This window comes from Myxococcus guangdongensis (genome assembly GCF_024198255.1).
GTDB lineage: Bacteria > Myxococcota > Myxococcia > Myxococcales > Myxococcaceae > Myxococcus > Myxococcus guangdongensis.
This window is the reverse complement of the sequence record NZ_JAJVKW010000001.1, coordinates 296415-321395: the sequence shown is the minus strand read 5'-3', so window position 1 is coordinate 321395 and position 24981 is coordinate 296415. Positions and strand designations below refer to the sequence as shown.

Genomic DNA, 24981 nt, shown 5'->3' with positions numbered 1-24981 from the left:
ACCCGTGAGGCGGAGGGCGCTTCAGGCGCCCCGGGCGGCGAAGTGGGCGAGGATGTTGCGCACCTTGGTGACCTCGTCCATGCGCCCCTGCTCCTCGTAGAGCGGCAGCACGGCCTCCAACTGCTCACGGGCCGCGGGGAGGTCCTGCGTGTAGTAGCAGGACAGGCCCAAATCCCACCGGGCTCGCGCCTCGTGCACGTGGTCGTGCAGCTCCTGGTACAGCTCCACCGCGCGCAGCAGGTGCGAGCGCGCGCCCTCGTGGTGGCCCAAGAGCCCCTCGGACTCGCCGAGCAGCAGGTGACCCAGCGCGAGCGCCTCGCTGTCATCGCCCTGCTCCAGCAGGGGAATCGCCTCGAGGAAGCGCTTCCGGGCCGGCTCGTACTCGGCCTTCTCCATGCGGATGTCGCCGATGTCGAGCAGCAGCCGCGCCGTGCGCCCGGTGTTGCGCGTCTGGCGGTAGAGGATGAGCGCCTCCTGGTACTTCTCCTCGGCGGCCTCGGGCTGGCCCAGCGCGCGCAGGGACTCGCCGACGCAGGCGCGGCACATCGCCTCGCCCTCGCGATCCTTCGTCTCGTTGAAGAGCATCGCCGCCTTGGCGATGAGCTCCAGCGCGCCGCGGTGGTCCTCGAAGTTCGCCTTCGCCACGCCCATGCCGAAGTACGCCTGGGCCAGGCCCGGCTTGTAGCCGGCCTCCTGGAACATCCCGAGCGCCTCCTCGTAGCACTGGCGGCTGGCGGCGTGGTCCTCGAGCAGGCCGTGCAGCTCCGCCAGGCTCACCAGCGACTGGCCCACGGTGGTGGGCGTGCCGGTGATGCGCAGGGTGGCCAGCTGGTTCTTCTGCTTCTGGAGCGCCTCCAGCAGATGGGCGCGTTCGGTGTCTTCGGGCGGGTGCATGCTCACGCGTCGCCACCCTTGCGGCGCCGGGCCGCCTTGTCCAACGAATCGTGCTTCTCGCTCCGGTCAGCGCCATTGACGCCCGGAGGCGCGCCGCCGCCATTTCCAGTGGCGCCGTGGGCACCCCCGGCGTGGCGCTCCTTCTCCACCTTGTCGGCCTGCTCGTAGCCCAAGAGCGGGGAGAAGAAGCAGTCCTTCTTCGTGTACTCGTCGAACGCGAAGGCGAAGCGGTAGCTGGCCGCCGCGCGCTGGTTGCAGTCGGTGCGCTCGCAGAAGCGGCAGGAGATGCCGGAGGGGATGGCATCCTTGCGCAAGTCGTTGGTGGGCAGGCCGTAGGCCAGGTACTTGGCGTTCTCCGCGTGGGTGCCCAGGCCGATGGAGTAGGCGGTGCCCTTGACGATGGAGCCCTCAATCGGCTGCAGCTGCACCTTGGCGAAGCAGAAGTACGTGGTGCCGTCCGGCATCATCGAATACTGCCGGGTGAGCTGCGACGGGTTGAGGAAGGCCAGGTGCACGGCCCACTTGCCGCAGCTGCCGCCGCCGCTGGCGAAGCGGATGCCGGTGCCGCTGTAGCGCTTGGAGATGTTGCCGGCGATGTCCGAGCGCAGGAAGTGGAACGGGATGCCCGGGCGCTTGGGGTCCGACAGGTTGCACAGCCGGTGGGCCACCGTCTCGTAGGTGGAGCCGAAGATGCTCGACAGCAGCTCCACGTCGTAGCGCGTGCGCTGCACTTCCTTGAAGAAGTCCCCGTACGGCAGCATCAGCGCGCCGGCGAAGTAGTTGGCCAGGTTCACCTTGATGAGCCGCGTCGTCTCGCCGTGCCGGGTGCGCCCCGCGCCGAGGATGCGCTCCACCAGCTTCTCCCTGTCCAACATGAGCAGGCCGATGGACGCCGCGATTTGGAACTTCAGCGGCTGCTCGGTGAGGTCCGGCGACAGCGTGAGGGTCTGCTCCTCCGGGTCCAACCGCCGCACCACGGACGAGCCGCTGGGCGAAGGGTCGATGAGCACGCGGTAGCCGAAGCGCTTCTCCAACAGCTGCATCAGCTGCCCGCTGGTGAGCTGGCGCTCCAGGCTCACGTCGCGCCGCAGCGCCTCCGCCTGCTCCTCGATTTCGGGGAAGTAGTTGCGGTGCGTCTCGAGGAAGTCACTCACCTCGTCGAAGGGCGAATAGTCGAAGCGCACGCCGGGCACGGTGCCGTTGCCGGCGCTGCTGCCTTGCGTGCGCGTGCGCTCCTCCACGTTGAGCTGCGCGAGCACGTTCTCCAGCTGCGTGCGCGTGTTCTTGTAGAGGTTGAAGAGCGCGGCCACGGTGCCGGCGAGCTTGGGCTCGGCCGACAGCGACTGGAGCGACTCCGGGTCGATGTCCAGGCTCTTGAGCAGCGGCTCGTCGAGCAGCTTCGCGAGCGCCTCGTCCACCCGGCCCTCGCCCAGCGTGGACATGAACTGCTCGGGGTCCTGGTCGAAGTAGCGCAGCGCCTTCCAGAGCAGCGGGAAGGGCATCACGCGCTTCCCCTTCTCGATGAGGTTCAAGTAGGCGGGGGAGACCCCCAAATCCTTCGCCGCGTCGGCCTGCTTGATGTTGCGGGCGAGCCGCAGACCCCGAAGCTTCAGGCCCACGTTGGCGTTCAGTGCGTTGTCGTTCATGGCTGAGTCGAGTCCACCGCAGGGCGCGCCTGGCCCTCGCGCCTCACGGACCCTTTCAACCACTTTGCAAATCGATTTACCGATTTGCAATCAGCGTTTTTCGACCGCGCTTCCCCTGTGCGGCCGGCGACGGAACAGCCGTCCTCCATCTGTCGGACCGCCATCGAGCCTGTGCAACCACATGTAATCGTTGTGCTTTGTTCTCGCTCCAGTGTGCGTTTCGAGCGCTGGTCGACGCACCTTGTCAAGTGTTTACCGCCGCGATGCGGCATGCCGTTCGCGTGCGTTGGTAAACGAGTTTTCGCGGTTTACAGGGATGATGCGGGACAAGGCTCAGGCGATCAGCCTTCGGAAGATGAGCGACACGTTGGTGCCGCCGAAGCCGAAGGAGTTGCTCATCACGGCGTCGACGTGAGCGGGCCTCGCGGTGTTGGGCACGCAGTCCAGGCTGATGCGCGGGTCCAACCGCTCCAGGTTGATGGTGGGCGGCAGCACGCCCCGGGTGAGGGCGAGGATGCTGATGACGGCCTCCGCGGCGCCCGCCGCGCCGTTCATGTGGCCGGTCATCGACTTGGTGGAGGAGACGGCGACGGAGCGCGCGGCGTCACCGAAGACGTGGTGGATGCCCTGGGTCTCCATGAGGTCACCCACATCCGTGGAGGTGCCGTGCGCGTTGATGTAGCCGATGTCGGTGGGGCGCAAGCCCGCGTCATGGAGGGCCGAGCGCATGCTGCGCTGGGCGCCCTCGTGCTCCGGGGCGGGCGCGGTGACGTGGTACGCGTCGGAGCTGGCGCCGTAGCCGGTGAGCTCCGCGTGGATGCGGGCGCCGCGCGCGCGGGCGTGCTCCAACTCCTCGAGGACGAGCATGCCGGAGCCCTCGGCGAGCACGAAGCCATCGCGGTCCGCGTCGAAGGGGCGGCTGGCGGCGTGGGGCGCGTCGTTGCGCAGGGACAGGGCCTGCATGGCCGCGAAGCCTCCGACGCCGAGCAGTGAGATGGGCGCCTCCGCGCCTCCGGCCACCGCCACGTCGAAGTCCCCGCGCTGGATGCCGCGCATCGCCTCGCCGATGGCGTGGGCGCTGGTGGAGCACGCGGAGTTGGGCGCCCAGGAGGGGCCCTTGAGGCCATGGCGCAGGCTGACGTAGCCGGGGGCCATGTTGATGATCATCTGCAGGACGAAGAAGGGGCTGATGCGGTCCGGCCCCTTCTCCAGCGTGCGGCGGAAGGTGTCCTCCAGGCTGGTGATGCCTCCGATGCCCGAGCCGATGATGGTGGCGATGCGCTCGGCGTTCTCGGGGGTGACTTGCAGGCCCGAGTCCTCCAGGGCCATGTCGGAGGCGACGACGGCGAAGTGGGCGAAGCGGTCCATGCGTCGGGCCTCGCGCCGCTCGATGTGGTCCTCGACCTTGAAGTCCTTCACCTCGCCGGCGATGCGGCAGTCGAGCGCGCTCGCGTCGAAGAGGGTGATGGGGCCCACGCCGCTCTGGCCGCGCACCAGCGCCTCCCAGCTCTTCTCCACGCCCGTCCCACAGGGGCTGATGAGCCCCAGTCCCGTCACCACCACGCGCCGCTTCTGCATCCGCCGCTCCCTTGCATGGCACGCCAGGAGAACACACGGTCCGGCCGTCCGTGGGCCCTCCTCTTCGTGGCGTGCGCTCGATGTCCCTTTGTATTATGGGTATCATTTCATCGTGCAAGCCTCATTGTCGAGGAACGAGTGGATGTCCGGTTCTGGGACGATGACGGTCATCATTCCATCGAGGGAGCAACCATGAGCGAGGCGAAGAGCGACGCGCGGACCCGGACGGTGACGTGGCGGGACTACCGGGAGGGGGTGACGGCGGCGAAGACGATGTCGGGGTTGGAGTACCTGCGCGCCATCGTCCGGGGCGAGGTGCCGGGGGCGCCGATTGCATCGCTGATGGGCTTCGCGCCCGTGGAGGTGTCCGAGGGGCGGGCGGTGTTCGAGGTGGAGCCCGGGGAGTACCACTACAACCCGATTGGGACGGTGCACGGGGGGCTGGCGGCGACGTTGTTGGACTCGGCGCTGGGGTGCGCGGTGCACAGCACGTTGCCGGTGGGGGCGGGGTACACGACGTTGGAGCTGCACGTGAACATGGTGCGAGCCATCTCCCAGGACACGGGGAAGCTGACGTGCACGGGCGAGGTGATTCACGTGGGGGGGCGGGTGGCGACGGCGCAGGCGAAGCTGACGGACGCGAGCGGGAAGCTGTACGCGCACGGCACGACGACGTGCATGGTGTTCAGGCCCGCGGGCCCGGGTGGCCGGGAGTAGGGCGGCGATGCGCTACGCACCCGAGCACAAGCAGGCCACGCGCGAGCGGATCCTCGCGGCGGCGGAGTCGCTCTTCCGGAAGGAGGGGTTCGCGGGCGCGAGCGTGGAGCGCGTCATGCGCGCGGCCGGGCTGACGGTGGGCGGCTTCTATGCACACTTCGCCTCGAAGGACTCGCTGCTCGCGGAGTCGGTGCGGGCGTTCTTCCAGCATCAGCACTCGCGCTGGTTGGGGGGACTGGAGGAGCTGCGTGGCGCGGAGTTTTTGAGCCACTTCGTGCGGCGGTACCTGAACCGCCACAACCGTGACGACATGGAGGAGGGCTGCATCCTGCCCTCCGTGTTGTCGGACGTGACGCGGGGCACGCCCGAGGCGCAGGAGGCGTTGGGGCGGGGCGTGGAGATGCTCGCGGCGGAGCTGGGGGGCCGAGTCCCAGGGTCGGAGGGTGTCACCGGGCGGCAGCGAGCGCTGGCCACGGTGGCGCTCCTGTTCGGGGCGATGACGCTCGCGCGGGCGACGAAGACGATGCCGCTCTCGGATGAAATCCTGGAGGCCGCGCGCGCCTTCCTGCTCACGGGTGCGGCGCCTCAGGAGAAGACGCCCGGTGGCGATTCTTGATTCGAAGGTGAGATGCGACTGCAACAGGGTGATCAAGTAGGCCACCTTGGCTCATGTTGTGTTTGACTTCTCCCCCAGAAGCTCGCGGCCGCGATTCCCATCTGCACGGGGGGATGGGGTTCGAGCGCGTCCCTGGCACAGGCCATGGTTGATGGAAACCTCCACCTCTGGGCGTCGCATGCCATTGATGACTCCGCGGTCGGTTACATGGCGATGGGCAACTGGTTCACACACCTGGGACAGGCCCGCGCTCGGGAAGTGGGAGTGGGTGGATGGACAGACCGCGACCGACGCGAACGGACAGCCGCCCACGAGGCCGATGCTGTTCACGCTCTTCGAGAGCGGTAATCACTACATCTGGGGCACTGTGTACAAGGACCCGAAGGTCTTCGCCTGGATGCTGGCGCAGCAGCGGCCCTGATGGCCGAGGGAGGGGCAGGGCCTCGGCTGTCCAGGCCCTGCTCGCTCCGATTCGCCCCGGCCTCTCCCTAGAACTAGGGATGTTTGTTTGTGAATCGTTGCGCTATCTGACGGTGCGGATGGGGGAGCACATTCCATGTGAGTCGGAGGTGCACGATGAAGCTCGGATGTCCGATTCGGAGGGAAGTCTTGTGGATGGCGGCTGTTCTCTGCGCGGCGGGATGCAGCGGCGCTCTGGGGGAAGAACAGGCGCCGCTGGACCTGAATCCCTCGTCGCAGGAAGAGGCTCGACTGGCCATCCAGCGCATTCGCGAGCTCCACGAGGACGACCCCGTGGCCGCAGTGGACGCCGCGCGAAAACTGGGTCCGCGGCTGGATGCGCTCAATCATTTGATTGCCCGAGTCGAGGTGGCACCCGAGCATTTCGTCGACTTCTACGAACTGAAGCCTGACGGCATCCTCATCTCGGAGAGCGGGCGATTGGGGGAGGGGAGTGTCTTGGAGGACGACGCCCTCGCCGCCCATTCCTCCGCCGCCCTCTATCGCCGGCTGACGGGAGGTGCCGTGCCGCCCGAGGCCTTGCTCAGGGCCGAGGGGATCCGTGAAGGCTCCGGTGACACGCGGGCTCCCGCGTGGGCCGCGGTGGCTCCGGACCCTCGTTCTTCCGCAGGGGATGGGGCCCTGCTCAATAGCTTCTGCTATCCGAGTGGGGACTTCGTCCAGTGCTGGCTGAACGTCGCCGGGAATGGATGGGCGACCGCGAATTCGAAGTCGTCATTCGCCAAGGTCGAGGCCTGGGGCACGGTCGCGGGGATCTGGTTCTCATACGAGCTTTCCGTGAAGGGCTCGTGGAGCATCAATCCGGGATACTGGCGGTCGTTCTCCGCGTACAGCGGCAGCTACGCGACGTGTCCGCCGCTCGTGGCCTGTGGCAACTTCGAGTACTACATCCGCAATCATCGATGGGACACGTTCAACAACGCGGGCGGCGGGTATCACGCCACGCTCGCGTTCCGGTGGAATTGCAGTTACGGCTTGTGCGGCAGCCCCTGACGTCCGAAAAGACAGTCTTCATTTCTCGTTGCGCGGGAGGAATATCGTGCGTCAGTCAGGCAAGCTTTCGATGAACAGGCGAGGTTTTCTTCGTGCAGGCACGCTGCTGGGAGTGGGGGCCGGTGGCCTCCTCTCCGCGCGGCCCCCCGACGCCTGGGCGACGCAGTGGAGGGGTGTTCCCGGGATGGCTCCGACCGGAGCCTTCGGCACTCGACCACCGACTGGAATCACGGCTCGAGAGGAGCAGCTGACGGAGCTCACGGAGTTCAACAGCGTGAACGATTCTCCTGGGCTCATTCATCGGAGCGAGCCTCGTCCTCTGCAGGAGTGGGCACTGCTGGCGACGGAACGGGAGCTGCGCTTCCGCAACAGCTACGGCTCGACCATCTGGATCTTCATCGCCTTCCCCGATGCGGTCGCCTGCGGTGGTGCTTCAGGGGGCCATATTGCACGGGGTTGGTGGGGCATCGGTCTGAACCAGGAAGTGTTCGTTCTCCGGACGCAGGCCTCGACGGTCTACTACTACGCCGAAGCCGACGATGGGGGCATCTGGACAGCATCATCCGGTCTGTCTGCGTGCGTGCCACAGATTGGCTTCAATCACTGCACGGAGAACTGTCTGTTCGGGGACCGGAGACTGGTCATGCGGCCGAAGACCTTTGGTTCCGGGAATCTGACAGTCAACCTCGTGAGATGAGCGAGCCGAGTCCACGCGCCATCACTGGATTCGGCGCCTTGCCTCATTGCCCGAGTCGATGGCTCCGGAGACGCAGAATGATAGGGTCCCACGGCAGTCCGTTGACCTCTTCCTCATAATGCAGGAAGGGTTTGAGGACGCGTGTCATCTCCCAATAGGAGAGTGGAATGGGTTGCTTTTCGGTATCGAGCGCCTCGGGCCACTCTCCCAACGTGACCAGTAGCCGCTGCTCGTCTACGGCTTGGACTGACACACTCGGCAATTCGAGCTGGCGCTCCACGGTTTCTTGTCCTCCAAGCTGACTGAGCAGCGGCTGTCCTAGGAAGGTGAGCCAGTAAGCGCCTCGTGCCTGACTTCCGATGTTCCGACTGGTCTCTCCCAGCCGTGGGAGGTCCAGTCCCAGGTAGCGTTGGAGCATCTCTTGGACCTGCTTCCGGACGGCGAACCAGCCCCCTGGATGGGAGAGGAGCGCTGGGCTGGCGTAACCAAAGCTGAAGGGAAGCTCACGAGCAATGTCGAGGGCCAGGGTGCGAAAATGCTCCGGACCATGCGTCAGGAGATACTCGGTGGGGAAGGTAAGGGCCACACTCGTGGCTGGATTCTGGGGAGTCGGCCAGGAGGGCTCATCAAGGCGTCTCCCATAATATTCGAATTGATAGCCCCCGGCCTCTCCCTCGTTTTCGAACAGCTCGACAATCCAGGCCGTACCCCACGAGCGTTCAAGGACTTGCTTGCGGTTGTGCTCCCATCCCGCATCGTCCAGTGGAACCATGTCTCCTTCGTCAGAGGCATACCAGCCCAGGGACTGGGGAGGGATGGCTCGAAGGTAGATTTGCAAGGCACGCCATATCGCGTGGGCTGTGTCTTCATGATTGCGGTGGATGAAGAAGGAGAGGACCAACCCATCGCGGACCGCGAGACTCCCACTCTTTGTGTGGAGTCGGATGGCAGGAATTCTATCGCTCATCGAAGCACCACGCCCTCTCTCGGGGAGATGATGACGGCTTTTCCTCCCAGGGCCGCTGTATAGATCTCGTCCTGCCCCTTTCCCGCATAAGCACTGGAGGCGCCGTAGCGAGTCCATTGAGCCTGATTCGTGTTTGGGCAGGGGAATTTGAAGTCCAAGGTGAGTGCGGACTTCAGCAAGTCGTGGCTTCCGTGCAGAACGATATCCGGCTTGATGGTGCGCCAGAGCTCATGTCCGCAACCCTGGCCAAGAAGGCGTGCCTCCTCGTCTGGTCCGATGGTTTCGAGAATCCGGGCTTGGGGATAGTAGCGATAGCGTTGTTCGATGCTGAATGGGGCGGGCCACAATGCGTCGAGCACCTCGCGAGCACATTTGAGGGCAAGAGCATGCTTCTGTTGCCCTAGGCGCATGGCACGGGTCACGGACTTTCCACAGGCGTCTACCTCTACTGTTTCGAGGCATTCGTTCCGCGTTGGCGGGCGACCGCCAAAGAAGCGAGTATTGATCTGGCGCTCAGCCTGTATGGCGCAATCCATGAGACGCTCTTCAAGCTCATTCACTGAATTGTCATGCTTCAGTATGACGAGCACTGCAGGTGTGAGCTTGATGAGCTGCGAGGCCACTTCCTGGGTCGACGCAGAGCCAGTCGCGCTCCTTGACACCGCCGCCGCATGGCGAAGCTTCGCTGCGCTTTCTGTGTCAAGACGCAGGTCTCCATGCCCGGGTCGACTCGGGCTGCTCGCGCACGCAGTCAGCAGGACCAGGGAAAGCCACCATGGTGTGGCCTTCCACCGAGCCACTTGACGAAAAGACATTGGTGCAAATGCCTGAACGTCCGGCCGATTTCTTCGTGTGAGGCGTCGGAACAGGGGGAGATGTGGCATCAGGCGCATGATGTCGGAATGCACGGCGCTGAATCTACTCGTAGCCCCACGGGGCCGATATGGCGCAGTCATGGGGAGCCGCGCTGCCGCCTACGAGCCCCACACGAGATGAAAGAGGGCGGGGCTCGAGTCCAGCGGAGAGCCGAGCGCGGACGCCAACGCTCCGAGCCCATCGTGTGCCACGGGGTTGTCCTCGGGGAAGAACTCCCGGTCCAGGTCCTCCAAATCCAACAGCGTCTCCACGGCCTCCGCGAGCGCGGCGGGTGAGTCGAACGCGAGGACCTCGTGCTCGCCCGCGGGGACCAACGTGTCGACGAGGAAGCGGCGATAGCCCGCCAGCGTGTCCTGGATGTCCTTCTGAAGGGGCGCGTGCGCGAGACACGCATCGAGCCATTGGATGTGGCCGCGCAAGCTCTTGATGGGCACGGAGTGCGCTTCTCCCACGGACGGGCGCGCCTCCGCCCAGAGAACCCAACGGCCGAGGTCACTCGGCACCGATGGCATCCTCGGCGCGCGGAGGGGCTCCAGGTTTCGCAGCACGCGCCCCGCGGTCGTCAGCCGGACGCACGGACCGTCCATCGTGACGAGCCCCGCGGAGCGCAGTCGCGCGAGCAGCGCGGGCAGCGAGCCCACCGTGACGAAGTCCGCGCCATACGACGCCTCGAGCTGGCCACAGTCGGGCTGCTCCTGCACCGCCTCGAGCGCGAACTCCAACTCCGCGTCCTCCACCCAGGGACCGCGACGACCTTCCGCGTCAGTCGTGCCGAGCACCTCGACTCCGGCTGGAACCGTGAGCGGTCCCTGGCCCACGTACACGCGGCGCACGGTGGGATGGAGGAAGGTGTCGAACGAAGGGCGTGACCCCAGAAGGTGCAGCTCCTGGAGATGAGGCGTCGCTGCGATGAGCGCGTCTCGCACCGCGTCGCAGACGCGCACTCCGGGACCGCTGGGAATGAAGGTGAGCTGAACCAGCCAGGGCCGTGGACGGCTCGCGAGTCGTACCCATGCTTGTTCATCGCCGCGCACCGTGTATTGCCTGACGAAGGTGCCCAGCGGGCCGTCGAGCAGGCCCGGAGGATGGAAGCGGTCCTCGCGGAGCGCGTGGATGAAGCCATGTTGGACCAGGTGACCCGCGCGGGCCGCGAGCGGCGCGCCCAGCCACGTGGTGAGCACCTCCTGTCGCCGATGCCGCCAGCCACGGTCCTCGGGCTTCGGGTTCAAATCCAGCGCCATCAATTCGCCGCGGGGATCTCCGCGTTGCTGGAGGAGGTCCGCTTGAACCGCGAGCGTCTCCAGACTCCAGGCCGTCACGAGCGAGTGGTCCAGCTCACTCCAGTCACCGGCGGAGACCGGGGCGGGAGAGATGCCGCGGAGGGTCATGCCCCCACTCTCGCATGGAAGCGCCGGTGGCCGCTCCCGCGCACGCTGCGCTCCAGGCTAGGGTTGCGCCCGTGATGTCCCACGCGCGCATCCGTTCGATGCTCCCGCTGCTCTGCCTCGTGGCGTTGTCCTGCCTCGGCGGTGGCCGCCCTCGTCCGGCGAACGACCCGGCCTCGCTGCGCTACAACATCACCTACGTCCGCGAACCCACGCCCGCGCTCGATGTGGAGGTCGTCCTCGTCCGAGGCACGCCGCGCACCTTCCGCTTCACCCGCCCCGGCGGCGTGGACTCCATCAGCGCCTACCGCGAGGACGGCGAGCGTCTCGACCTCCCGGTCCGCGAAGGCCTGGTGCAACTGCCGCGCGACATCCGCTTCCTGCGCTACCGGTACGCGCTCGAACCCCGTCGTCGCGGACACGGCGCGGACCTCTTCGCGGGGAGCGCCGAGGACGACGCGTGGCATCTCACCGGACGCACGTACCTCATCCGCCCCAACCTGGCGCCTCCAGACCTCCGCGTGGAGCTCGTCGTCGAGGGCATCGACGCCCTGTTGCCCTGGCAACCGGATGACACCGGCCTGTACCACCTGCGCGCAGAGGACCTCGTCGACTCGGGGTTCCACGCCTTCGGCGGACGGCGTTGTCAGGTGGGCCTCCAGGGCGCGGTGCTGGACGTGGCGGTGCTCGGCCGCTTCACCCACCTCGACGATGCGCGGGTGTGTCTCTGGCTGAGGCGGACGGCGGAGGAGGTGCTCACCGTGCGCCGCGCCTTCCCGTATCCCCGAGTCACCGTGCGCGTCATCCCCGTCCCCGGGAGAAAGGGCCCCGGGCTCTTCGGCATGGTGCTGTGGAGCTCGCCTCCCAGCATCTCGCTGCTCGTGGGGCAGGACGCGACCGAGTCGTCGTTCGAGCGGGACTGGGTGGCCCTCCACGAGATGCTCCACCTCGCGCACCCGGCGATTCTCCCGCGCGTGCCGTGGTTGTCGGAGGGGCTCGCCACCTACCTCACGGAGATGGCGCAGGTCCGCTCGGGAAGGCAGAGCGCCCAGCGCGCCTGGGGCGAACTGGTGGACGGCTTCGCGCGCGGTCGCGACGTGGCCAAAGCCCGCACCATGAAGGAGGTCGTCGCCGACAGCGACTTCTCCCCAGGCACCTATTGGACGGGCGCGCTCTTCGCACTGCACCTCGATGTGGAAATCCGCCGTGTCACTGGAAACCGCCGTCACCTGGAGGATGTGTTGGAGTTGCTGGCGGCGCGGGGGAGCACGTCCACCTTCGGTGCTTTTGGCGTGGCGGTGGACGAGGTCGCGGGGCGGCCGCTGTTCGATGCGTTGCTCGCCCGCCACCTCGAGCGGCCAGCTTTTGTGGAGCAGGAAGGTTTGCTACAAACGCTGGGCGTGACGACGGGCGCTGACGGCATCCACCTGGTGCCGGCCCGTGACAGCGCGTTGCGCGAGGCGCTGGAAAATCCAGGGTGTAACCCACCCGCAGGGAATTGCGTATCGGATGCATCCGCGATTCAGCGGCATCCGTAGATGAGGTCCGCCATGTCCAGAACGACGCTGGCGCTCCTCGCGCTCCAGATGGCTCGCGCGCGCGAGCAGTCATCCCCTCAACGCAGTACCGAAAGGAAAGAACCCCCATGAACGCGAAGGCTCTTGCGGCGATTGTCGGCACCCTGTCCCTGGCCTCCCTCGCCACCGGCTGTGCCTCCACCAAGTCCGCCGAGGCCCAGCCGGCCGCCGCGGAGAAGGGCGCCGAGGGCAGCTGCGGCGCGCAGAAGGCCGAGGGCGACAAGGGCGCCGAGGCGGGCTGCGGCGCGCAGAAGACCGACGGCGCCACCCCCGCCGCGACGCCGGAGAAGGGCACCGAGCACGCCTGCGGCGCGGGCGGCTGCGGCAAGAAGTAGTCGTCACGGGCCGCATCCAGGCCCCTCCGGGCGGTGGGAACAACAGCTCCCACCGCCCGGTTTCGCATCGACTCCGGAGGTATCCCGCCGTGGTGGCGACGTATGCGCGAAGACACGGACTGAAGCCCCTGGGCGCGGGCATCGGCCTTCGCAGGAGCTTCTACGAGGAGCTGCCGCGCACGGAGCGCACGCTCGACTGGGTGGAGATCATCCCGGAGAACTTCCTGTCGCTCGGCGGTCGTCCCCAGCGCGCGCTGGATGCGTGCGTGGAGCGCTGGCCCGTGTTGCCGCATGGCGTGGGCCTGGACATCGGCGGACCGGACGCGCTGGACGTGGACTACGTCACGGCCCTCGCCGAGTTGGTGAAGCGCGTGGACGCGCCGTTCTTCTCCGACCACCTGTGCTACTCGCGGCTGGGCGGCGTGTACCTGCATGACCTCCTGCCACTGCCCTTCAGTGAGGCCGTGGTGGAGCACGTCGTGCCGCGCGTGCGCGAGGTGATGGCCCGCGTGGGCCGCCCCTTCCTGCTGGAGAACCCGAGCTACTACGCGAACATGCCCGGGGGCACGCTGAGCGAAGCGGACTTCCTGCGGCACGTGGTGGAGGAGGCGGACTGTGGCCTCCTGTTGGACGTGAACAACGTCTACGTCAACGCGCTCAATCACGGCTACGACGCGCGCGCCTTCGTGGACGCGCTGCCGCTCGAGCGCGTGGTGCAGGTGCACCTCGCCGGCCACACGCGCTACCCCGACGTCATCATCGACACGCACGGAGACCGCGTCTGCGACGACGTGTGGTTGCTGTACCGCTACGTGCTCGAGCGCACCGGCCCCGTGTCGACACTCATCGAGTGGGACCAGGACATCCCGTCGATGACGGCCGTGCTGGACGAGGCGGACCAGGCGCGCGCCGTGCTCGGCGGCAACACGGAGCGACGATGAAGCCCGCGCTGAAGCACTTCTTCGACGGCATGGGCGCGTACCTCGCGAAGCCGGGCGCGGAGTCGCTGGAGCAGCTCTACGCGAGCAACCCGGGCTGGGATGCGCCCGCGCGGCGGGTGTCCCTCTATGGCGACTTCGTGCGAGGCCACGTGCGAGGCGCGGTGGAGAAGCTCTATCCCCTCCTGCGCCGCGCGGTGGGGCCGGACGCGTGGGCCTCGCTGGTGGAGGGCTACACGCTGACGCGTCCCGCGCGGCACCACGAGGTGAACCGCCTGGGCGAAGGCTTCCCCGCGTTCATCGCGGACTCGCTCGTGTCCCACGGCCTGCCGCCCCACGCGGCCGAGCTCGCGCGCTTCGAGTGGACGGACTTCGCGGTGTTCTCGTCCCAGGCGCCGTCACCGGCACGCGTGGAGACGCTGACGCCGAACCCCACGCTGGCCGTGCTGGAGCACCGCTTCCGCCTCTGCGCGCACGTGCGGAGTCGGGGCGAGGGTGGGGCGCCCGAGACGGGCGAGGAGCTGGCGCTCCTGTGGCGCCACCCGGTGGACCTGGTGACGTACTACCAGGAGGCCACGCCGCCCACGCTGCTCGTGCTGAAGATGGCGGTGGAGGGCCTGTCCGCGTCCGCCGTGACGGCGGCCACCGGGATGCCCGAGGCCGACGTCCTCGCCGCGGTGTCTCGGCTCGCGCGCGACGGGCTCGTGCTCACGCCGGGCGGGTGACGCGGGCGCCCGCGCTCAGTCGCGGACCGAGCACACGCGCCCGGCGATGGAGTCCTCGCAGCGCGAGGCCCCCGGGCAGTCCAGGTCCTCGACGCACGACACGGTGCACTGGCGCTCCACGCACAGGCCCGTCGCCATGCCCAGCCCCTGGCAGCGCTCGTCGTCCGCGCACTCGGCGCCAAACTGCAGCAGCGCGCTGCAGCTCAGGAAGCGCTGCGAGTCCGGCCGGCAGTTCCCCGCCTGGCAGGTGAAGCCCGCCTCGCAGCGGCTCGCGGCGAGGTCGTCCTCATCCACCGCCTCCGAGCACGACTTCACGCACGTCGGTCCGCCGCCGATGAGCAGCATGCACGCGGAGCCGTCTCCACAGCTCCGGCCATTCACGCACGCGCCGCACTGGGGGCCATTCGCGTTGCAGCGGAAGCCCTTGCACATCATGTCCGCGCCGCACTGCTCATCCGCCACGCACTCCACGCACCGGCCACCCGGGCCGCACACCAGGCCGTCCTCGCAGCCCGTCGCGGCGCACCGGTTCACCAGGTCCGCCCGGGGCTGCAGCTGGATGCGCAGCTCCTTCTTCTCCGCCGCGCCGACACACGCCGAGGAGCGCACCTCCGGGAAGCCCATGCCGACGATGGACAGCTCGTAGCACCCATCCGGCAGGGGACCCACCCTCAGGCGCCCCTTGCCATCCAGTGGCAGCTGGTCCAGGTGCGTGCCCAGCACCGTCACCTCCACGCCCGCCACCCGCTCGCCGTGGGTGGACTTGGCGCGCATCTCCAGGAAGCTCGCGGCCTTCGGCTCGACGCGCTCGACGTCGAGCGCCTTGCCACCGGAGACCTTCACCTTCACCCGCGTCGCCTTCTCCTGCGTGGCGACGATGAACAGCTCCACGTCTCCGGAAGGGACGCGCTCCAGCTTGAAGCGCCCCTGGTCATCCACCGCCGAGCGCAGCTCCGGCGCGCCCACCACCGACACCAGGGCGTGCGCCGGGTCGAACTCCGACAGCTCCCCTTCGATGGTGCCCAGCCGCAGGGGCGCGTTCTCCAGGTTGCCGCACGCTCCCGCGCCCAGGGCCAGGAGGACTCCCAACGCGATGTGCAGTTTCGAGCGCATCAAAAGCGGTACCCCACACCGGCCCAGCCGCCGGTGAAGCCCACGGCCTGTCCCTTCCCGTCCAACACCACGTACGTCAGCATGAGTTGCGCCTGGCTCACCAACTCCAGGCGTTCTCCCACCCTCAGCACCACGCCTCCCACCACGCCGGGGCTGACCGTGAAGTAGCTCTGCCCGCCGGCGTACGTCTCCACATCGAAAGACCGCCCCAGGTACAAGGTGGCCACACGCGGGCCGGCGAAGAGCGTCAGCCGCTCCCAGCGCCACAGGTAGGGCAGCGCCACCCCCGCGGAGAACGTCGTGTAGCGGAAGGGGACCGCGTCCTCCGGGAGCAGCTGCAACGTGCGCCGTCCCGTGCTGAAGCTGACATCGAACAACAGCCCGAAGTCGCGCAGTGGACGGTCCTCCAGCCGCAGCGACACCGCCACCTCTGGCGCCATGGGCAACAGCTCCTCGCGGCTCCGCGCGTCCGCGAAGGTGAACATGCCACCCAGGAGCGACAGCGCCCGCCGGGGGAAGGCCTCCGACAACAGCTGCTCCAAGGGCAGCCGCTCCCCGTCCGCCACGTCCACCTCGCGGCGCACCAGCACCGCGTCACCCTTGGTCAGCTCCACCGTGCGCTTGCCCGGCACCACCGCCGCGCCACCCGGCAGCTCCGTGCGCGGCTCTCCGTCCACCTTGAGCGTGAAGCCATCCAGCCGGGGGTTGTACGAGAACAGCTCCGGCCGGCCCGTGCGGGCGATGCTGCCCGACAGCACCACGGGGTCCGCGCCCACCTCCAGGATTTCCGCCGACGGCCGCTGCCGTCCTTCCGTGAAGGCGAACGTGCGTCGGCGCGCGTAGTCGTGCGCCTCCGTCGCCGTGACGGCCCCGTCCGCGTTGCGGTCCGCGCCGCCGCCCAACCCCTCGACGAGGAAGTGCGTGTAGATGTCGTTCTGCAGGCCCTCGTCCTCGCGCGCCGTCTCGCCCCAGTCGCAGGCGGCGAACACCATGGACGCTCGCGAGGACTCCTCCAGCGGCCGTGCGTAGAAGCCGGACTTGATGCCCGACAGCTCCTTCTCCAGCTCCTTGGGCAACAGCGACTTGCCGTTGCCGCTGTGACACGAGGCCAGCACCAGCAGGCGCCGCCGGCTGGAGAGCGCGTCGAACTCCGCCTTCAGCGCGTCCATGGACAGCGCCGTCTGCGCGATGGCGCGATAGGACGCATCCCGCGTCACCAGGAAGCGGCGCAGCTCCCCGGTGGCGTCGCGCGCCAGGGTGCCGTGCGCGGAGAAGTAGACCACCACCACGTCATCCGGACGGTGCGCCTCCTGCCGCAGTTGCCTGAGCGCGGCGAGGATGGCCGAGCGCGTCGTCTCCTCCGGACGCGTGAGCACGCGCACCTGGTCGAAGCGGCCCTTCGTCGGGTCCAGCATCGCCGCGGCCAGGTCCTTGGCGTCCTTGGACGGGTAGCGCAGCCCCCGCCAATGGGGATCATCGAACTCGGAGATGCCCACCAGCAGCGCCATCCGCCGGGGCGTGTAGGCGCTGGAGAGCGCCTCCTCGTCGAGCCGCAGCGGCACGAGCCCGCCCTTCTCCGTCCCCAGGGACGAAGGCGTCGCGCACGCGGTCAGCGCCGCCAGCAGGATGAAGAGGAGGGGCCTCACAATCACTCGGTCAGCGCGGATTCTCGCCGCTTCCCACGCGCACGTCGAACCGGGTCACGGCGAGCGTGCCGTGTTCCCATCGCTCACCTCCGCCCACCAGGACCCGCTTCACCTCGTCGGGCGAGGGCTCCAGGCCGGAGGGCGTGGCGGCCAACCACAGCGTCAACGGCCCCGACTCGCCCTCCAGGCTGACCCCGGACAGCCCCTGTGGGCCACGCAGGTCATGGGTCCCCGCCTCCAGCACGAAGGTGCCCAGGAGCTCCGGCTCCTGCTCGGCCCGCTGCTGGAAGAGCAGCCCCGTGCCGGCCTCCGTCGCGTGGTAGCGCAAGAGCAGCACGTCGCCCGGGGGGACCTGCGTGTCCGGGTCCAGGCGGCGCAGGCTCCCGTCCGCGCCGCGCGCCACCACCGCCAGCTCCAGGGCAATCCTCCCCACCTGGCCCTTCACGCCGGGCGCCAGGGAGTCCGTCCCCACCTCTACCCCCGAGCCCGACTGCCGCACCCGGGGCACCACCACCACCGCGACGAGCGCCGCGGCCACCGCGCCCGCCACCACGCCCCAGCGCCGCGCGTCCCACCGGGGCGGTGCGCGGAGCTGCTTCTTCACCCGCGCCAGGCCCACCTCGTCCAGCGGCGCCTCGGGGCGCGGGGGCGAGAGGGCCAGCAGCGCCGCGTCCACCCGTCCGTCCAGCAGGTCGGGGCCGGAGTGGGTGGCGAGGTAGCCCTCACACGCCTCACACGCGGTGGCCAGGTGCTCGCGGAAGTACGTCACCGCGTCCGGCTCACGACGGGCAAGGGCGCCGAGCGCCTCGTCATCCAGGTGTCTCATGACCTCTCACTCCCACCGACCGGCGAGCACTCGCCGCAGCAACTCTCTCTTGATACGGCCCCGGAAGCGCTCGAGTCTCATCGTCACGGCGCTTTTGCCCACGCCCAGCTGCTCCGCAATCTCACGCGCGGACAGCTCCCCTTCGATATAGAAAAGGTGCACTGTCCGCTTCTCCTCGCCCTCGGGCAGCTCGGCGATGAGCTGACGGACCACCTCGATGTCGCGCTCGAGCTGGAGGGACTCCGGCATGGGCGGCACCGCCTCCGGCTCCGGGTCTGCGATGTCGTCCTCCAGCCTCCTCAGGTGGGCCTTGCGCTCCAGCCGGGTGCGCGCCCGGTTGCGAGCGATGGACAACAGCCACGCCTCGAAGGCCCCCGGCTCCTTCAGCCGGGGCAGCGCCCGGAACGCCCGGACGAAGGACTCCTGGATGACGTCGTCCACCTCGTCCGAGTCCAGCGGGGCGAACCCCGTCACCAACCTCGCCACGAGGGGGCGGGTGCGCCGATACAGTTCACTGAAGGCGGAGGTCTCCCCACTCGCCGCGCGCCGTACCCACTCCGCCAGTCCCTCCGTGGAACCCACCTGACCTCCAGACCCCCGGGACGGCCCGGCGGCCACGCTGCATTTCCAGGCCCTGGTGGCCGCTCCTGGGGGAGGCGGACGAGGGCGGGCCGCTTCCTACTGGCTCCCGGGGGGGCGTCGGGAGGAAGAATGGGGCCCGCCGTTTCATTTCGAAGAGGAGCCCTGCCCGCCATGCGCGTCATCAACTTCAACCCCGGTCCCGCCGGCCTGCCCCTTCCCGCCCTGGAGCGCGCCCGGGACGAGCTGCTCGACTTCCAGGGCTCCGGCATGTCCGTCATGGAGCACAGCCACCGGGGCAAGGAGTACGAGGCCGTCCACGACGAGGCCATCGCCCTCTTGACGGAGCTGACGGGCCTGCCGTCCTCGCACCAGGTCCTCTTCCTCACCGGCGGCGCGTCGCAGCAGTTCGCCCAGGTGCCGATGAACTTCCTCACCCCCGGCGCGAGCGCGGACTACCTCATGACGGGCGTGTGGAGCGAGAAGGCGCTCGACGAGGCGAAGTACTACGGCACGCCCCGCGTCGCCGCGACGACGGCGCAGCCCGACAAGCACTACACCCGCGTGCCGCGCCAGGACGAGCTGTCGCTCGACGCGAAGGCCGCGTACGTCCACGTCACCACCAACAACACCATCTACGGCACGCAGTGGCACACGGTGCCCGAGACGGGGCAGGTGCCGCTGGTGGCGGACATGAGCTCCGACTTCCTGTGGAAGAAGATGGACCTGTCGCGCTTCGGGCTCGTCTACGCGGGCGCGCAGAAGAACCTGGGACCGTCGGGGGTCACGCTGGTGGTGGCGGCCAAGGACTTCATCGCCAAGGGCCGCAAGGACATCCCGAAGATCTTCCGGTACGCCGTCCACGCGGAGAACAACTCGCTCTACAACACGCCCCCCACGCTGGCCATCTACCTGGTGCGCAACGTGCTCGCGTGGATGAAGGACGTGGGCGGGCTGGGCCAGCTGGAGGCGTGGAACCGCCAGAAGGCGGACCTGCTCTACGGCGCGCTGGACACGCACGCGGGCTTCTACCGGGCCCCCGTGGAGCGCGCGTCGCGTTCAGTGATGAACGTCGTGTTCCACCTGCCCACGCCAGAGCTCGACGCGGCCTTCGTCGCTGACGCGAAGCGGCAAGGAATGGTGGGGCTCAAGGGCCACAGGACGGCGGGAGGAATCCGGGTTTCCACGTACAACGCGGTGACTGTGGAGAATGTGCGCACCCTCGTCACCTTCATGGAGCATTTCGTGAAGACGCGTGGCTAGTGTGCGTCGGAGCACGTGAAACAACCCACTTGGAGGGATTCATGAAAGCCACCCTGTCTGCTGTCGCGCTCTGCCTGCTGTTCGCCCTGCCTGCTTCCGCCGCTCCGGGAGAGGCCCAGGAAGTCGCGGGGGTGAAGTTCCCCGGAACCGCCAAGGTGGAGGGCAAGGAGCTGAAGCTCAACGGCGTGGGCCTGCGCAAGAAGATGGTCTTCAAGGTCTACGCGGTGGGCCTCTACGTGGAGACGCCGAGCCAGGATGCCGCCGCGCTCATCGCCGCGGACGAGCCCAAGCGCGTTCGCATGTACATGCTGCGGGACCTGGACAAGAAGAGCATCACCGACGCCATCGTGGAGGGCTTCAAGAAGAACGCGGGTGACAAGCTGCCGGCGCTCCAGGCGCGGCTGGACACCTTCGCCAACGCGATTCCGGACGTGAAGAAGGGCGAGGAGATCATCCTCACCTACGTCCCGGGCGTCGGCACCCGCGTGCAGAGCACCAAGGTGGCGGAGCCCATCTCGGTCGAGGGCAAGGACTTCGCCGACGCGCTGTTCTCCGTGTGGCTGGGCAAGTCGCCGGTGGATGGCGGCCTGAAGGACGGGATGCTCGGCAAGGACTGAGCCGCGTCCGTGTCGTACACGCGCCCCATGTCTCCCTCGGGAGGCGTGGGGCGTTTTCGTCCGCGGGCGTGGGGCCTTGAAATACGTGGGCACGTGGGCCGTAGTGCCCTGTGTGGGCCTGGGTGCACGGCGACGCCGGGTCTGATAGCAACCCGCCGGTCAGGAGGATGACATGGGAATCTGCTCGTGGCTGGTGCTGGGAGGGCTCGCGGGGTGGATCGCGAGCATGATCAAGGGAACGAACGCGAGGATGGGAATCTTCGCCAACATTGCGACGGGTATCGTCGGCTCGATGATTGGCGGCTTCCTGTTCAGCCTGCTGGGTGGGCGCGGCGTGACGGGGTTCAACCTCTACTCGTTGGCCGTGGCCACGGTGGGGGCCGTCATCCTCATCAGCATCGTCCAGGCGATCCGCAAATAGGCGCGCTCAGAAGAGGCTGAGCTGGGGCGAGGGCGGTGGCTTTCGTGGCGGGCGCCGGAAGGTGTCCGGTGCCGGCTCGGTGATGGACGAGGTGCGCAGGCCCACCCTGCGCGCCGTCGTCTGGAAGAGGCCGTGGATGGTCTGGGCGTAGAGCCCCTCGCCTCGCATGCGGTGCTTGAAGCGTGAGTCGCTGAGCTCCCCGCCGCGGGTCTCGCGGATGCGATGGAGCACGCGCTCGGCGCGCAGGGGGAGCTTGGCGCGCAGCCGCTCCTCGAAGACCTCCTTCACGGGGCCGGGCAGGCGCACCAGGGTGTAGTGGGCGCGGCTGGCGCCGGCCTCCTTCGCGGCGGTGAGGACGCGGTGGATGTCCTCGTCGTTGAGGCCCGGGATGATGGGCGCGAAGGAGATGGCCACGTCGATGCCCGCCTCGGCGAGGCGGCGGATGGCGAGCAGCCGCCGTTGGGGCGAGGCCGCGTAGGGCTCCATGGCGCGGGCGATGTCCGCGTGGTGGAAGGGCAGGCTGATGCTGACCCACAGCCGGGCGTCGCGGGACAGGCGCTGGAGCACGTCGATGTCTCTCTCGATGAGCACGCCCTTGGTGACGATGCCGACGGGGTTCTTGTACTCGGCGCAGACCTCCAGGCACGCGCGCGTCAGTCGCATGGAGGCCTCGAGCGGCTGGTAGCAGTCGGTGACGCCGCTGAAGACGACGGTGTCGCCCTTCCAGGAGGGGCGCTCGAAGGCGTCGCGGAGCAGCTCCGCCGCGCGCGGCTTCATCACGAGCTTCGTCTCGAAGTCGGTGCCGGCGCCGAAGTCGAGGTACTGGTGGGTGGGGCGCGCGTAGCAGTAGGCGCAGGCGTGAAGACAGCCCCGGTAGGGATTGACGCTCCAGTCGAAGCCCACGTCGGGGCTGTCGTTGTGGGAGAGGACCTGGCGGCTGTGGTCCTCCCAGACCTCCAGCTTCGCGGGAGGAATCTCGTCCAGGTACTCCACCTCGGTGCTCGCCCACGGGTTGGGCGGATTGTCGACGGGGCGGGCTTTCACCGTCCCAGAGTGGGGCTGAAATTCCGTTCAGTCAAGTGCCAGGATGCCCGGGCGCTCATCATGTCTGTCTTTTCAGCTGCACGCGCCCAGGTAGGCGAGCATCACGTCTTTATCTCCCGTCGCCAGCACATACGGCGTGCCCGGAGCGATGACGTCCTGGCGGGCCGCGACGCCCTCCACCGCGTCCCCGGCATGCACGAGCTGCACGCCCGCGCCGCCTCCGCCGAGCACGAGCGGCGCGCCCATCTTCAGGTCCAGCACCACCACTTGTCGCCGGGCGGGGCGCGGCTCCGCCATGTCCACGACGACGAAGTCCCCCGCGAACCGGCGCTGGTCGCAGCGGAAGACCCACAGGTTCCGCTTGCGCTCGAGCAGCTCCTTCACGAACGGCTTCTCGTTGCTCTTCAAGGCATAGCGCTCGGAGAGCAGGGCGGCGGTGGAGAGCGGATGGCCCTCTTGCTTCACCAGCAACAGCGCCCACGGGTTCGCGTGCCGCAGCAGCGGCAACAGGACGGGCAGGACGATGGGCGGCTCGCGAGGCATGCGCGGACGGGCTCGACGAGCAACACGGCTCGTGTCGGACAGACATTCGAACACATCACGGCCTGTCTCGCCCGCGACGTTTGTATCCGGGCTCCCTCAGAATCCCGGGCTCTGGTAGAGGGGCGACGCTGTCAACCCTCTCCTGGAGTCTCCGCATGTCCCGGTTCTCGCGCCACGCGCTCGTACTCTCCCTGTTGCTCACCTCCACCTCGGCGCTCGCGGGCTCGCAGTGGGTGCAGGCGCGCACGGTGCTCAACACGTGTGGTTACTTCAGCACCTCCCAGGCGGAGATCACCCTGACGTACCGCAACGATGATCTGCCCTGGGGCACCAGCGTGTTCCTCATCTACGGCTGGGGCGGCAGCGCGGGTCCGTCGAACCCGTTCGACTGGGCTCCGGCGCCGCAGACCGTCGAGGTCCCCGCCGTGGCTCCCTGGCACTGGGGCACCACGGTGACGGGGGTCATCCGGTCGCGCTCGTCCACGCAGTACACGAGCATCAACTACGTCTGGAAGGTGGTCCTCCCGGACGGGAGCGAGTTCTACGAGAAGGGCAACGGCTCCACCTACGGCTACTACGCCGCGGACTTCTCGCAGGTGCCCATGCCGTGCACGACCACCGCGGGCGTCTTCGTCGGCAATGCGACGCCGCTGACCATCACCACCGTCGTCAAGAACTGACGTCCATCACCCCCGCTCGCGCCACGGGGGCTCTCGAAGCAAACCCCCGCCTGACGTTGTACGTCACCGCGGGGGACCTTCTCGAAAAGGGGCTCGCGAGGTAGATCCTGTCGTCGAGGCCGGCACTCCGGCGGCCAGCAGGAGAGGGGGATGTCTTCGTGTTGAGCCAGCGTGGCGCCGAGCGGGAGTACCTTCATGAGGACCTGCGCAGCGGCTTGAAGACCGACACGCGCCTGGATGGCGTGACGCCGCATCTCGGGGTGGGGTGGATTGCCTGGGACAGTGGCTTTCGTGGCTCGGGCCTCCGCGTGGGGGACCGCATCGTCGCAATCGAGGGTGAGCCCGTCGTCAATCCGCCGGACCTGGCCACCCGGCAGCGCACCATTCCCACGCTGATTGGCCAGCACGCCGAGAACCAGACCTGGGCGCGTCAGGGGCGCAAGGAAGGGGACCCGGTCCGCTTGCGAGTCCTGCGCAGGCGCGCGCCAGGGGACGGCTGGGAGACGCTCGACATCAGCGGCACGCTGCGCCACGAGCGCCTCTGGAGCATCGGCGAGACGACGAAGCGAATCCTCGGGCCGGGCGGGCCCGAGCAGCTGGGCCGTGACGGCTTCGACGAGTCCTGGTCGGGCTGGGTCGACAAGCGTGTCTTCGAATGGGAGCGCCTGCTCGACGGGAGCTTCGGCATCTGGCGCACCTCGCGCGGGACGCGGATGGAGCTCGCCAATCACCTCGCGCACAAGGCGCGCGTGGACCACCTGGTCGAGCACTTCCCCGGTCCCCTGGCGACGGCGATGCGCGACGACTGGGAGCGGGTGCGTGACTGTCTCGACGGCGACCTCGTTGCGCTTGCCGAGGGCGCCCTCGACTTCCGCAACCGGGGCGAGGAGCAGGTCAAGGCCATCGGCCTCCAGGCCACCGCGGCCTGGAAGGCCCTGCTGGAGTCACGCGCCGCGGAGACCCTCGGCGCGTTTCCTGTCGTCGACCCCTTCCGAGGGGACCGCTCGGTGGTGACGGGCAAGCTGGTCGCGCTGCCGCAGGTGACCCAGCGTGAGTGGATTGTCGACATGGGCAAGGCCTACCTGGCCTGGAACCAGTCGGGGGCGTGGGTCTTCTGTCCTGTCGACACGCCGGCCATGGCCCGAATCTTCTCCGCCATGCAGCGCTACCAGCGGCACGTCTCTCCGTCGGTGCGCGTGGACATCGCCCTGCTCGGTCGCATCCTCCCGGACCCTCGGCTGCTCGCCGGCTCGGGGCGCACCGCCGCGGGCCTGGAGGTGGAGCCCGTCGCGGCGCTCATCGGCGGCGCGGTCTGCGTCGACGTCACCGACGCTCGCGAGGGTGGGCCCTTCTTCGCGGGGGAGGCGTCGCTGAGCCAGGAGACCGTCGGCCCGCTGTCCGACGACGCGAGCCCTCGCGAGGTGCTGGAGGCGATGGTCGCCGCCGTGAAGCGCGGAGACCAGGAGACCTGGAACGGCCTCTTCGCCGATTGGCGCGCCGTGCCCGATGAGCAGCGCCCCATCTACTACCCGGTCTACACCTGGAACGGCCGCGACAGCGAGTGGGTGCGCTCCCGGCGCCTGCTGCTCGACAAGGTCCTGGACGCGCGGGTGCACTGGTGCGGTGACGCGCGCACCGTCATCCGCGGTGACGAGGCCCCGGGGCTGCCGCGCATCGAGCAGGTCGAACTGGAGCTCGACCACGTCGGCCTCTTCGAGGGTGAGACGCGCACGTTCAACTCGGTCGAGGTGCACCGGCGCTGGGAGCTGCAGCGTCGCGCCGGTGGCCCCTGGCGCATCACCAGCCAGCAGAGTCTGTGAGGAGC

At 68.4% G+C, this 24981-nt stretch carries 26 protein-coding genes; 14 read left to right on the top strand and 12 right to left on the bottom strand.

What is annotated here, in order from left to right; all coding sequences use genetic code 11:
* Positions 1-21: 21 nt before the first annotated feature.
* From LXT21_RS01335 to fabF, 3 genes are all read right to left on the bottom strand, one after another.
* Positions 22-894, bottom strand: coding sequence for a tetratricopeptide repeat protein (locus LXT21_RS01335; RefSeq protein WP_254036265.1), 873 nt, complete (start codon positions 892-894; stop codon positions 22-24).
* A 2-nt stretch (positions 895-896) separates the two neighbouring features.
* Positions 897-2540: a helix-turn-helix domain-containing protein gene (locus LXT21_RS01330; RefSeq protein WP_254036264.1), complete on the bottom strand. Its 1644-nt coding sequence runs from the start codon at positions 2538-2540 to the stop codon at positions 897-899.
* A gap of 333 nt (positions 2541-2873) precedes the next feature.
* Positions 2874-4118, bottom strand: coding sequence for a beta-ketoacyl-ACP synthase II (gene fabF, locus LXT21_RS01325; RefSeq protein WP_254036263.1), 1245 nt, complete (start codon positions 4116-4118; stop codon positions 2874-2876).
* Between the two features lie 192 nt (positions 4119-4310).
* Between fabF and LXT21_RS01320 the strand changes: the two genes are divergently transcribed.
* The 5 genes from LXT21_RS01320 (at position 4311) to LXT21_RS01300 (ending at position 7621) form a co-directional block, all read left to right on the top strand.
* Positions 4311-4835: a PaaI family thioesterase gene (locus LXT21_RS01320; RefSeq protein WP_046715025.1), complete on the top strand. Its 525-nt coding sequence runs from the start codon at positions 4311-4313 to the stop codon at positions 4833-4835.
* A gap of 7 nt (positions 4836-4842) precedes the next feature.
* Positions 4843-5451: a TetR/AcrR family transcriptional regulator gene (locus LXT21_RS01315; RefSeq protein ID WP_254036262.1), complete on the top strand. Its 609-nt coding sequence runs from the start codon at positions 4843-4845 to the stop codon at positions 5449-5451.
* Positions 5452-5719: 268 nt separating this feature from the next.
* Positions 5720-5872 carry a hypothetical protein gene (locus tag LXT21_RS01310; RefSeq protein ID WP_254036261.1) on the top strand — a complete coding sequence of 51 codons (153 nt, stop codon included), beginning with the start codon at positions 5720-5722 and terminating at the stop codon, positions 5870-5872.
* Between the two features lie 194 nt (positions 5873-6066).
* Positions 6067-6924 carry a hypothetical protein gene (locus LXT21_RS01305; RefSeq protein ID WP_254036260.1) on the top strand — a complete coding sequence of 286 codons (858 nt, stop codon included), beginning with the start codon at positions 6067-6069 and terminating at the stop codon, positions 6922-6924.
* Between the two features lie 274 nt (positions 6925-7198).
* On the top strand, positions 7199-7621 hold the full coding sequence (locus LXT21_RS01300; protein WP_254036259.1) for a DUF1036 domain-containing protein: 423 nt from the start codon (positions 7199-7201) through the stop codon (positions 7619-7621).
* 43 nt (positions 7622-7664) lie between these two features.
* On the opposite strand, the gene LXT21_RS01295 is transcribed toward LXT21_RS01300, so the two are convergent.
* From LXT21_RS01295 to LXT21_RS01285, 3 genes are all read right to left on the bottom strand, one after another.
* A complete protein-coding gene (locus LXT21_RS01295) occupies positions 7665-8588 on the bottom strand; it encodes a type VI immunity family protein (RefSeq protein WP_323393921.1) in 924 nt (307 codons plus the stop codon).
* Positions 8585-9403: a hypothetical protein gene (locus LXT21_RS01290; RefSeq protein WP_407666961.1), complete on the bottom strand. Its 819-nt coding sequence runs from the start codon at positions 9401-9403 to the stop codon at positions 8585-8587. Before LXT21_RS01290 ends, LXT21_RS01295 begins: the two co-directional genes overlap by 4 nt.
* A gap of 159 nt (positions 9404-9562) precedes the next feature.
* Positions 9563-10852, bottom strand: a complete 1290-nt coding sequence (locus LXT21_RS01285; protein ID WP_254036256.1) for a hypothetical protein — start codon at positions 10850-10852, stop codon at positions 9563-9565.
* 74 nt (positions 10853-10926) lie between these two features.
* Between LXT21_RS01285 and LXT21_RS01280 the strand changes: the two genes are divergently transcribed.
* The 4 genes from LXT21_RS01280 (at position 10927) to LXT21_RS01265 (ending at position 14424) form a co-directional block, all read left to right on the top strand.
* Positions 10927-12387 (top strand): M61 metallopeptidase family protein, encoded by a 1461-nt coding sequence (locus tag LXT21_RS01280; RefSeq protein ID WP_254036911.1) that lies wholly within the window; start codon positions 10927-10929, stop codon positions 12385-12387.
* A 107-nt stretch (positions 12388-12494) separates the two neighbouring features.
* Positions 12495-12761: a hypothetical protein gene (locus LXT21_RS01275; protein WP_254036255.1), complete on the top strand. Its 267-nt coding sequence runs from the start codon at positions 12495-12497 to the stop codon at positions 12759-12761.
* Between the two features lie 92 nt (positions 12762-12853).
* Positions 12854-13702, top strand: coding sequence for an MNIO family bufferin maturase (bufB, locus tag LXT21_RS01270; protein ID WP_407666960.1), 849 nt, complete (start codon positions 12854-12856; stop codon positions 13700-13702).
* Complete coding sequence (locus tag LXT21_RS01265) at positions 13699-14424, top strand: HvfC/BufC N-terminal domain-containing protein (protein ID WP_254036253.1); 726 nt, start codon at positions 13699-13701, stop codon at positions 14422-14424. The genes bufB and LXT21_RS01265 overlap by 4 nt, the downstream gene beginning before the upstream one ends.
* Positions 14425-14439: 15 nt before the next feature.
* Here the strand turns inward: LXT21_RS01265 and LXT21_RS01260 are convergent, their stop codons facing one another.
* The 4 genes from LXT21_RS01260 to LXT21_RS01245 are packed head-to-tail and all read right to left on the bottom strand — an operon-like array spanning position 14440 to position 18591.
* Positions 14440-15537, bottom strand: a complete 1098-nt coding sequence (locus tag LXT21_RS01260) for a carboxypeptidase regulatory-like domain-containing protein (protein ID WP_254036252.1) — start codon at positions 15535-15537, stop codon at positions 14440-14442.
* Positions 15537-17183, bottom strand: coding sequence for a caspase family protein (locus LXT21_RS01255; RefSeq protein ID WP_254036251.1), 1647 nt, complete (start codon positions 17181-17183; stop codon positions 15537-15539). The genes LXT21_RS01260 and LXT21_RS01255 overlap by 1 nt, the downstream gene beginning before the upstream one ends.
* Before the next feature lie 10 nt (positions 17184-17193).
* A complete protein-coding gene (locus LXT21_RS01250; protein WP_254036250.1) occupies positions 17194-18009 on the bottom strand; it encodes a hypothetical protein in 816 nt (271 codons plus the stop codon).
* Positions 18010-18015: 6 nt separating this feature from the next.
* A complete protein-coding gene (locus LXT21_RS01245; RefSeq protein WP_254036249.1) occupies positions 18016-18591 on the bottom strand; it encodes an RNA polymerase sigma factor in 576 nt (191 codons plus the stop codon).
* Between the two features lie 171 nt (positions 18592-18762).
* On the opposite strand from LXT21_RS01245, the gene serC reads away from it, so the two are divergent.
* The 3 genes from serC (at position 18763) to LXT21_RS01230 (ending at position 20889) form a co-directional block, all read left to right on the top strand.
* Positions 18763-19851, top strand: coding sequence for a 3-phosphoserine/phosphohydroxythreonine transaminase (gene serC / locus LXT21_RS01240; RefSeq protein WP_254036248.1), 1089 nt, complete (start codon positions 18763-18765; stop codon positions 19849-19851).
* A gap of 41 nt (positions 19852-19892) precedes the next feature.
* Entirely contained in the window at positions 19893-20468 is a 576-nt protein-coding gene (locus LXT21_RS01235; protein ID WP_254036247.1) for a chalcone isomerase family protein, read from the top strand.
* A gap of 172 nt (positions 20469-20640) precedes the next feature.
* Positions 20641-20889: a GlsB/YeaQ/YmgE family stress response membrane protein gene (locus LXT21_RS01230; protein WP_254036246.1), complete on the top strand. Its 249-nt coding sequence runs from the start codon at positions 20641-20643 to the stop codon at positions 20887-20889.
* A 6-nt stretch (positions 20890-20895) separates the two neighbouring features.
* Here the strand turns inward: LXT21_RS01230 and LXT21_RS01225 are convergent, their stop codons facing one another.
* Both LXT21_RS01225 and LXT21_RS01220 read right to left on the bottom strand, forming a co-directional pair.
* Positions 20896-21933, bottom strand: coding sequence for a PA0069 family radical SAM protein (locus LXT21_RS01225; RefSeq protein WP_254036245.1), 1038 nt, complete (start codon positions 21931-21933; stop codon positions 20896-20898).
* A 72-nt stretch (positions 21934-22005) separates the two neighbouring features.
* Positions 22006-22476 (bottom strand): hypothetical protein, encoded by a 471-nt coding sequence (locus LXT21_RS01220; RefSeq protein ID WP_254036244.1) that lies wholly within the window; start codon positions 22474-22476, stop codon positions 22006-22008.
* 155 nt (positions 22477-22631) lie between these two features.
* Here LXT21_RS01220 and LXT21_RS01215 point away from each other — a divergent pair, with 155 nt between their 5' ends.
* Together LXT21_RS01215 and LXT21_RS01210 are read left to right on the top strand one after the other, a co-directional pair.
* Positions 22632-23156 carry a hypothetical protein gene (locus LXT21_RS01215; protein ID WP_254036243.1) on the top strand — a complete coding sequence of 175 codons (525 nt, stop codon included), beginning with the start codon at positions 22632-22634 and terminating at the stop codon, positions 23154-23156.
* Between the two features lie 158 nt (positions 23157-23314).
* On the top strand, positions 23315-24976 hold the full coding sequence (locus LXT21_RS01210) for a hypothetical protein (protein WP_254036242.1): 1662 nt from the start codon (positions 23315-23317) through the stop codon (positions 24974-24976).
* Positions 24977-24981: the final 5 nt, after the last annotated feature.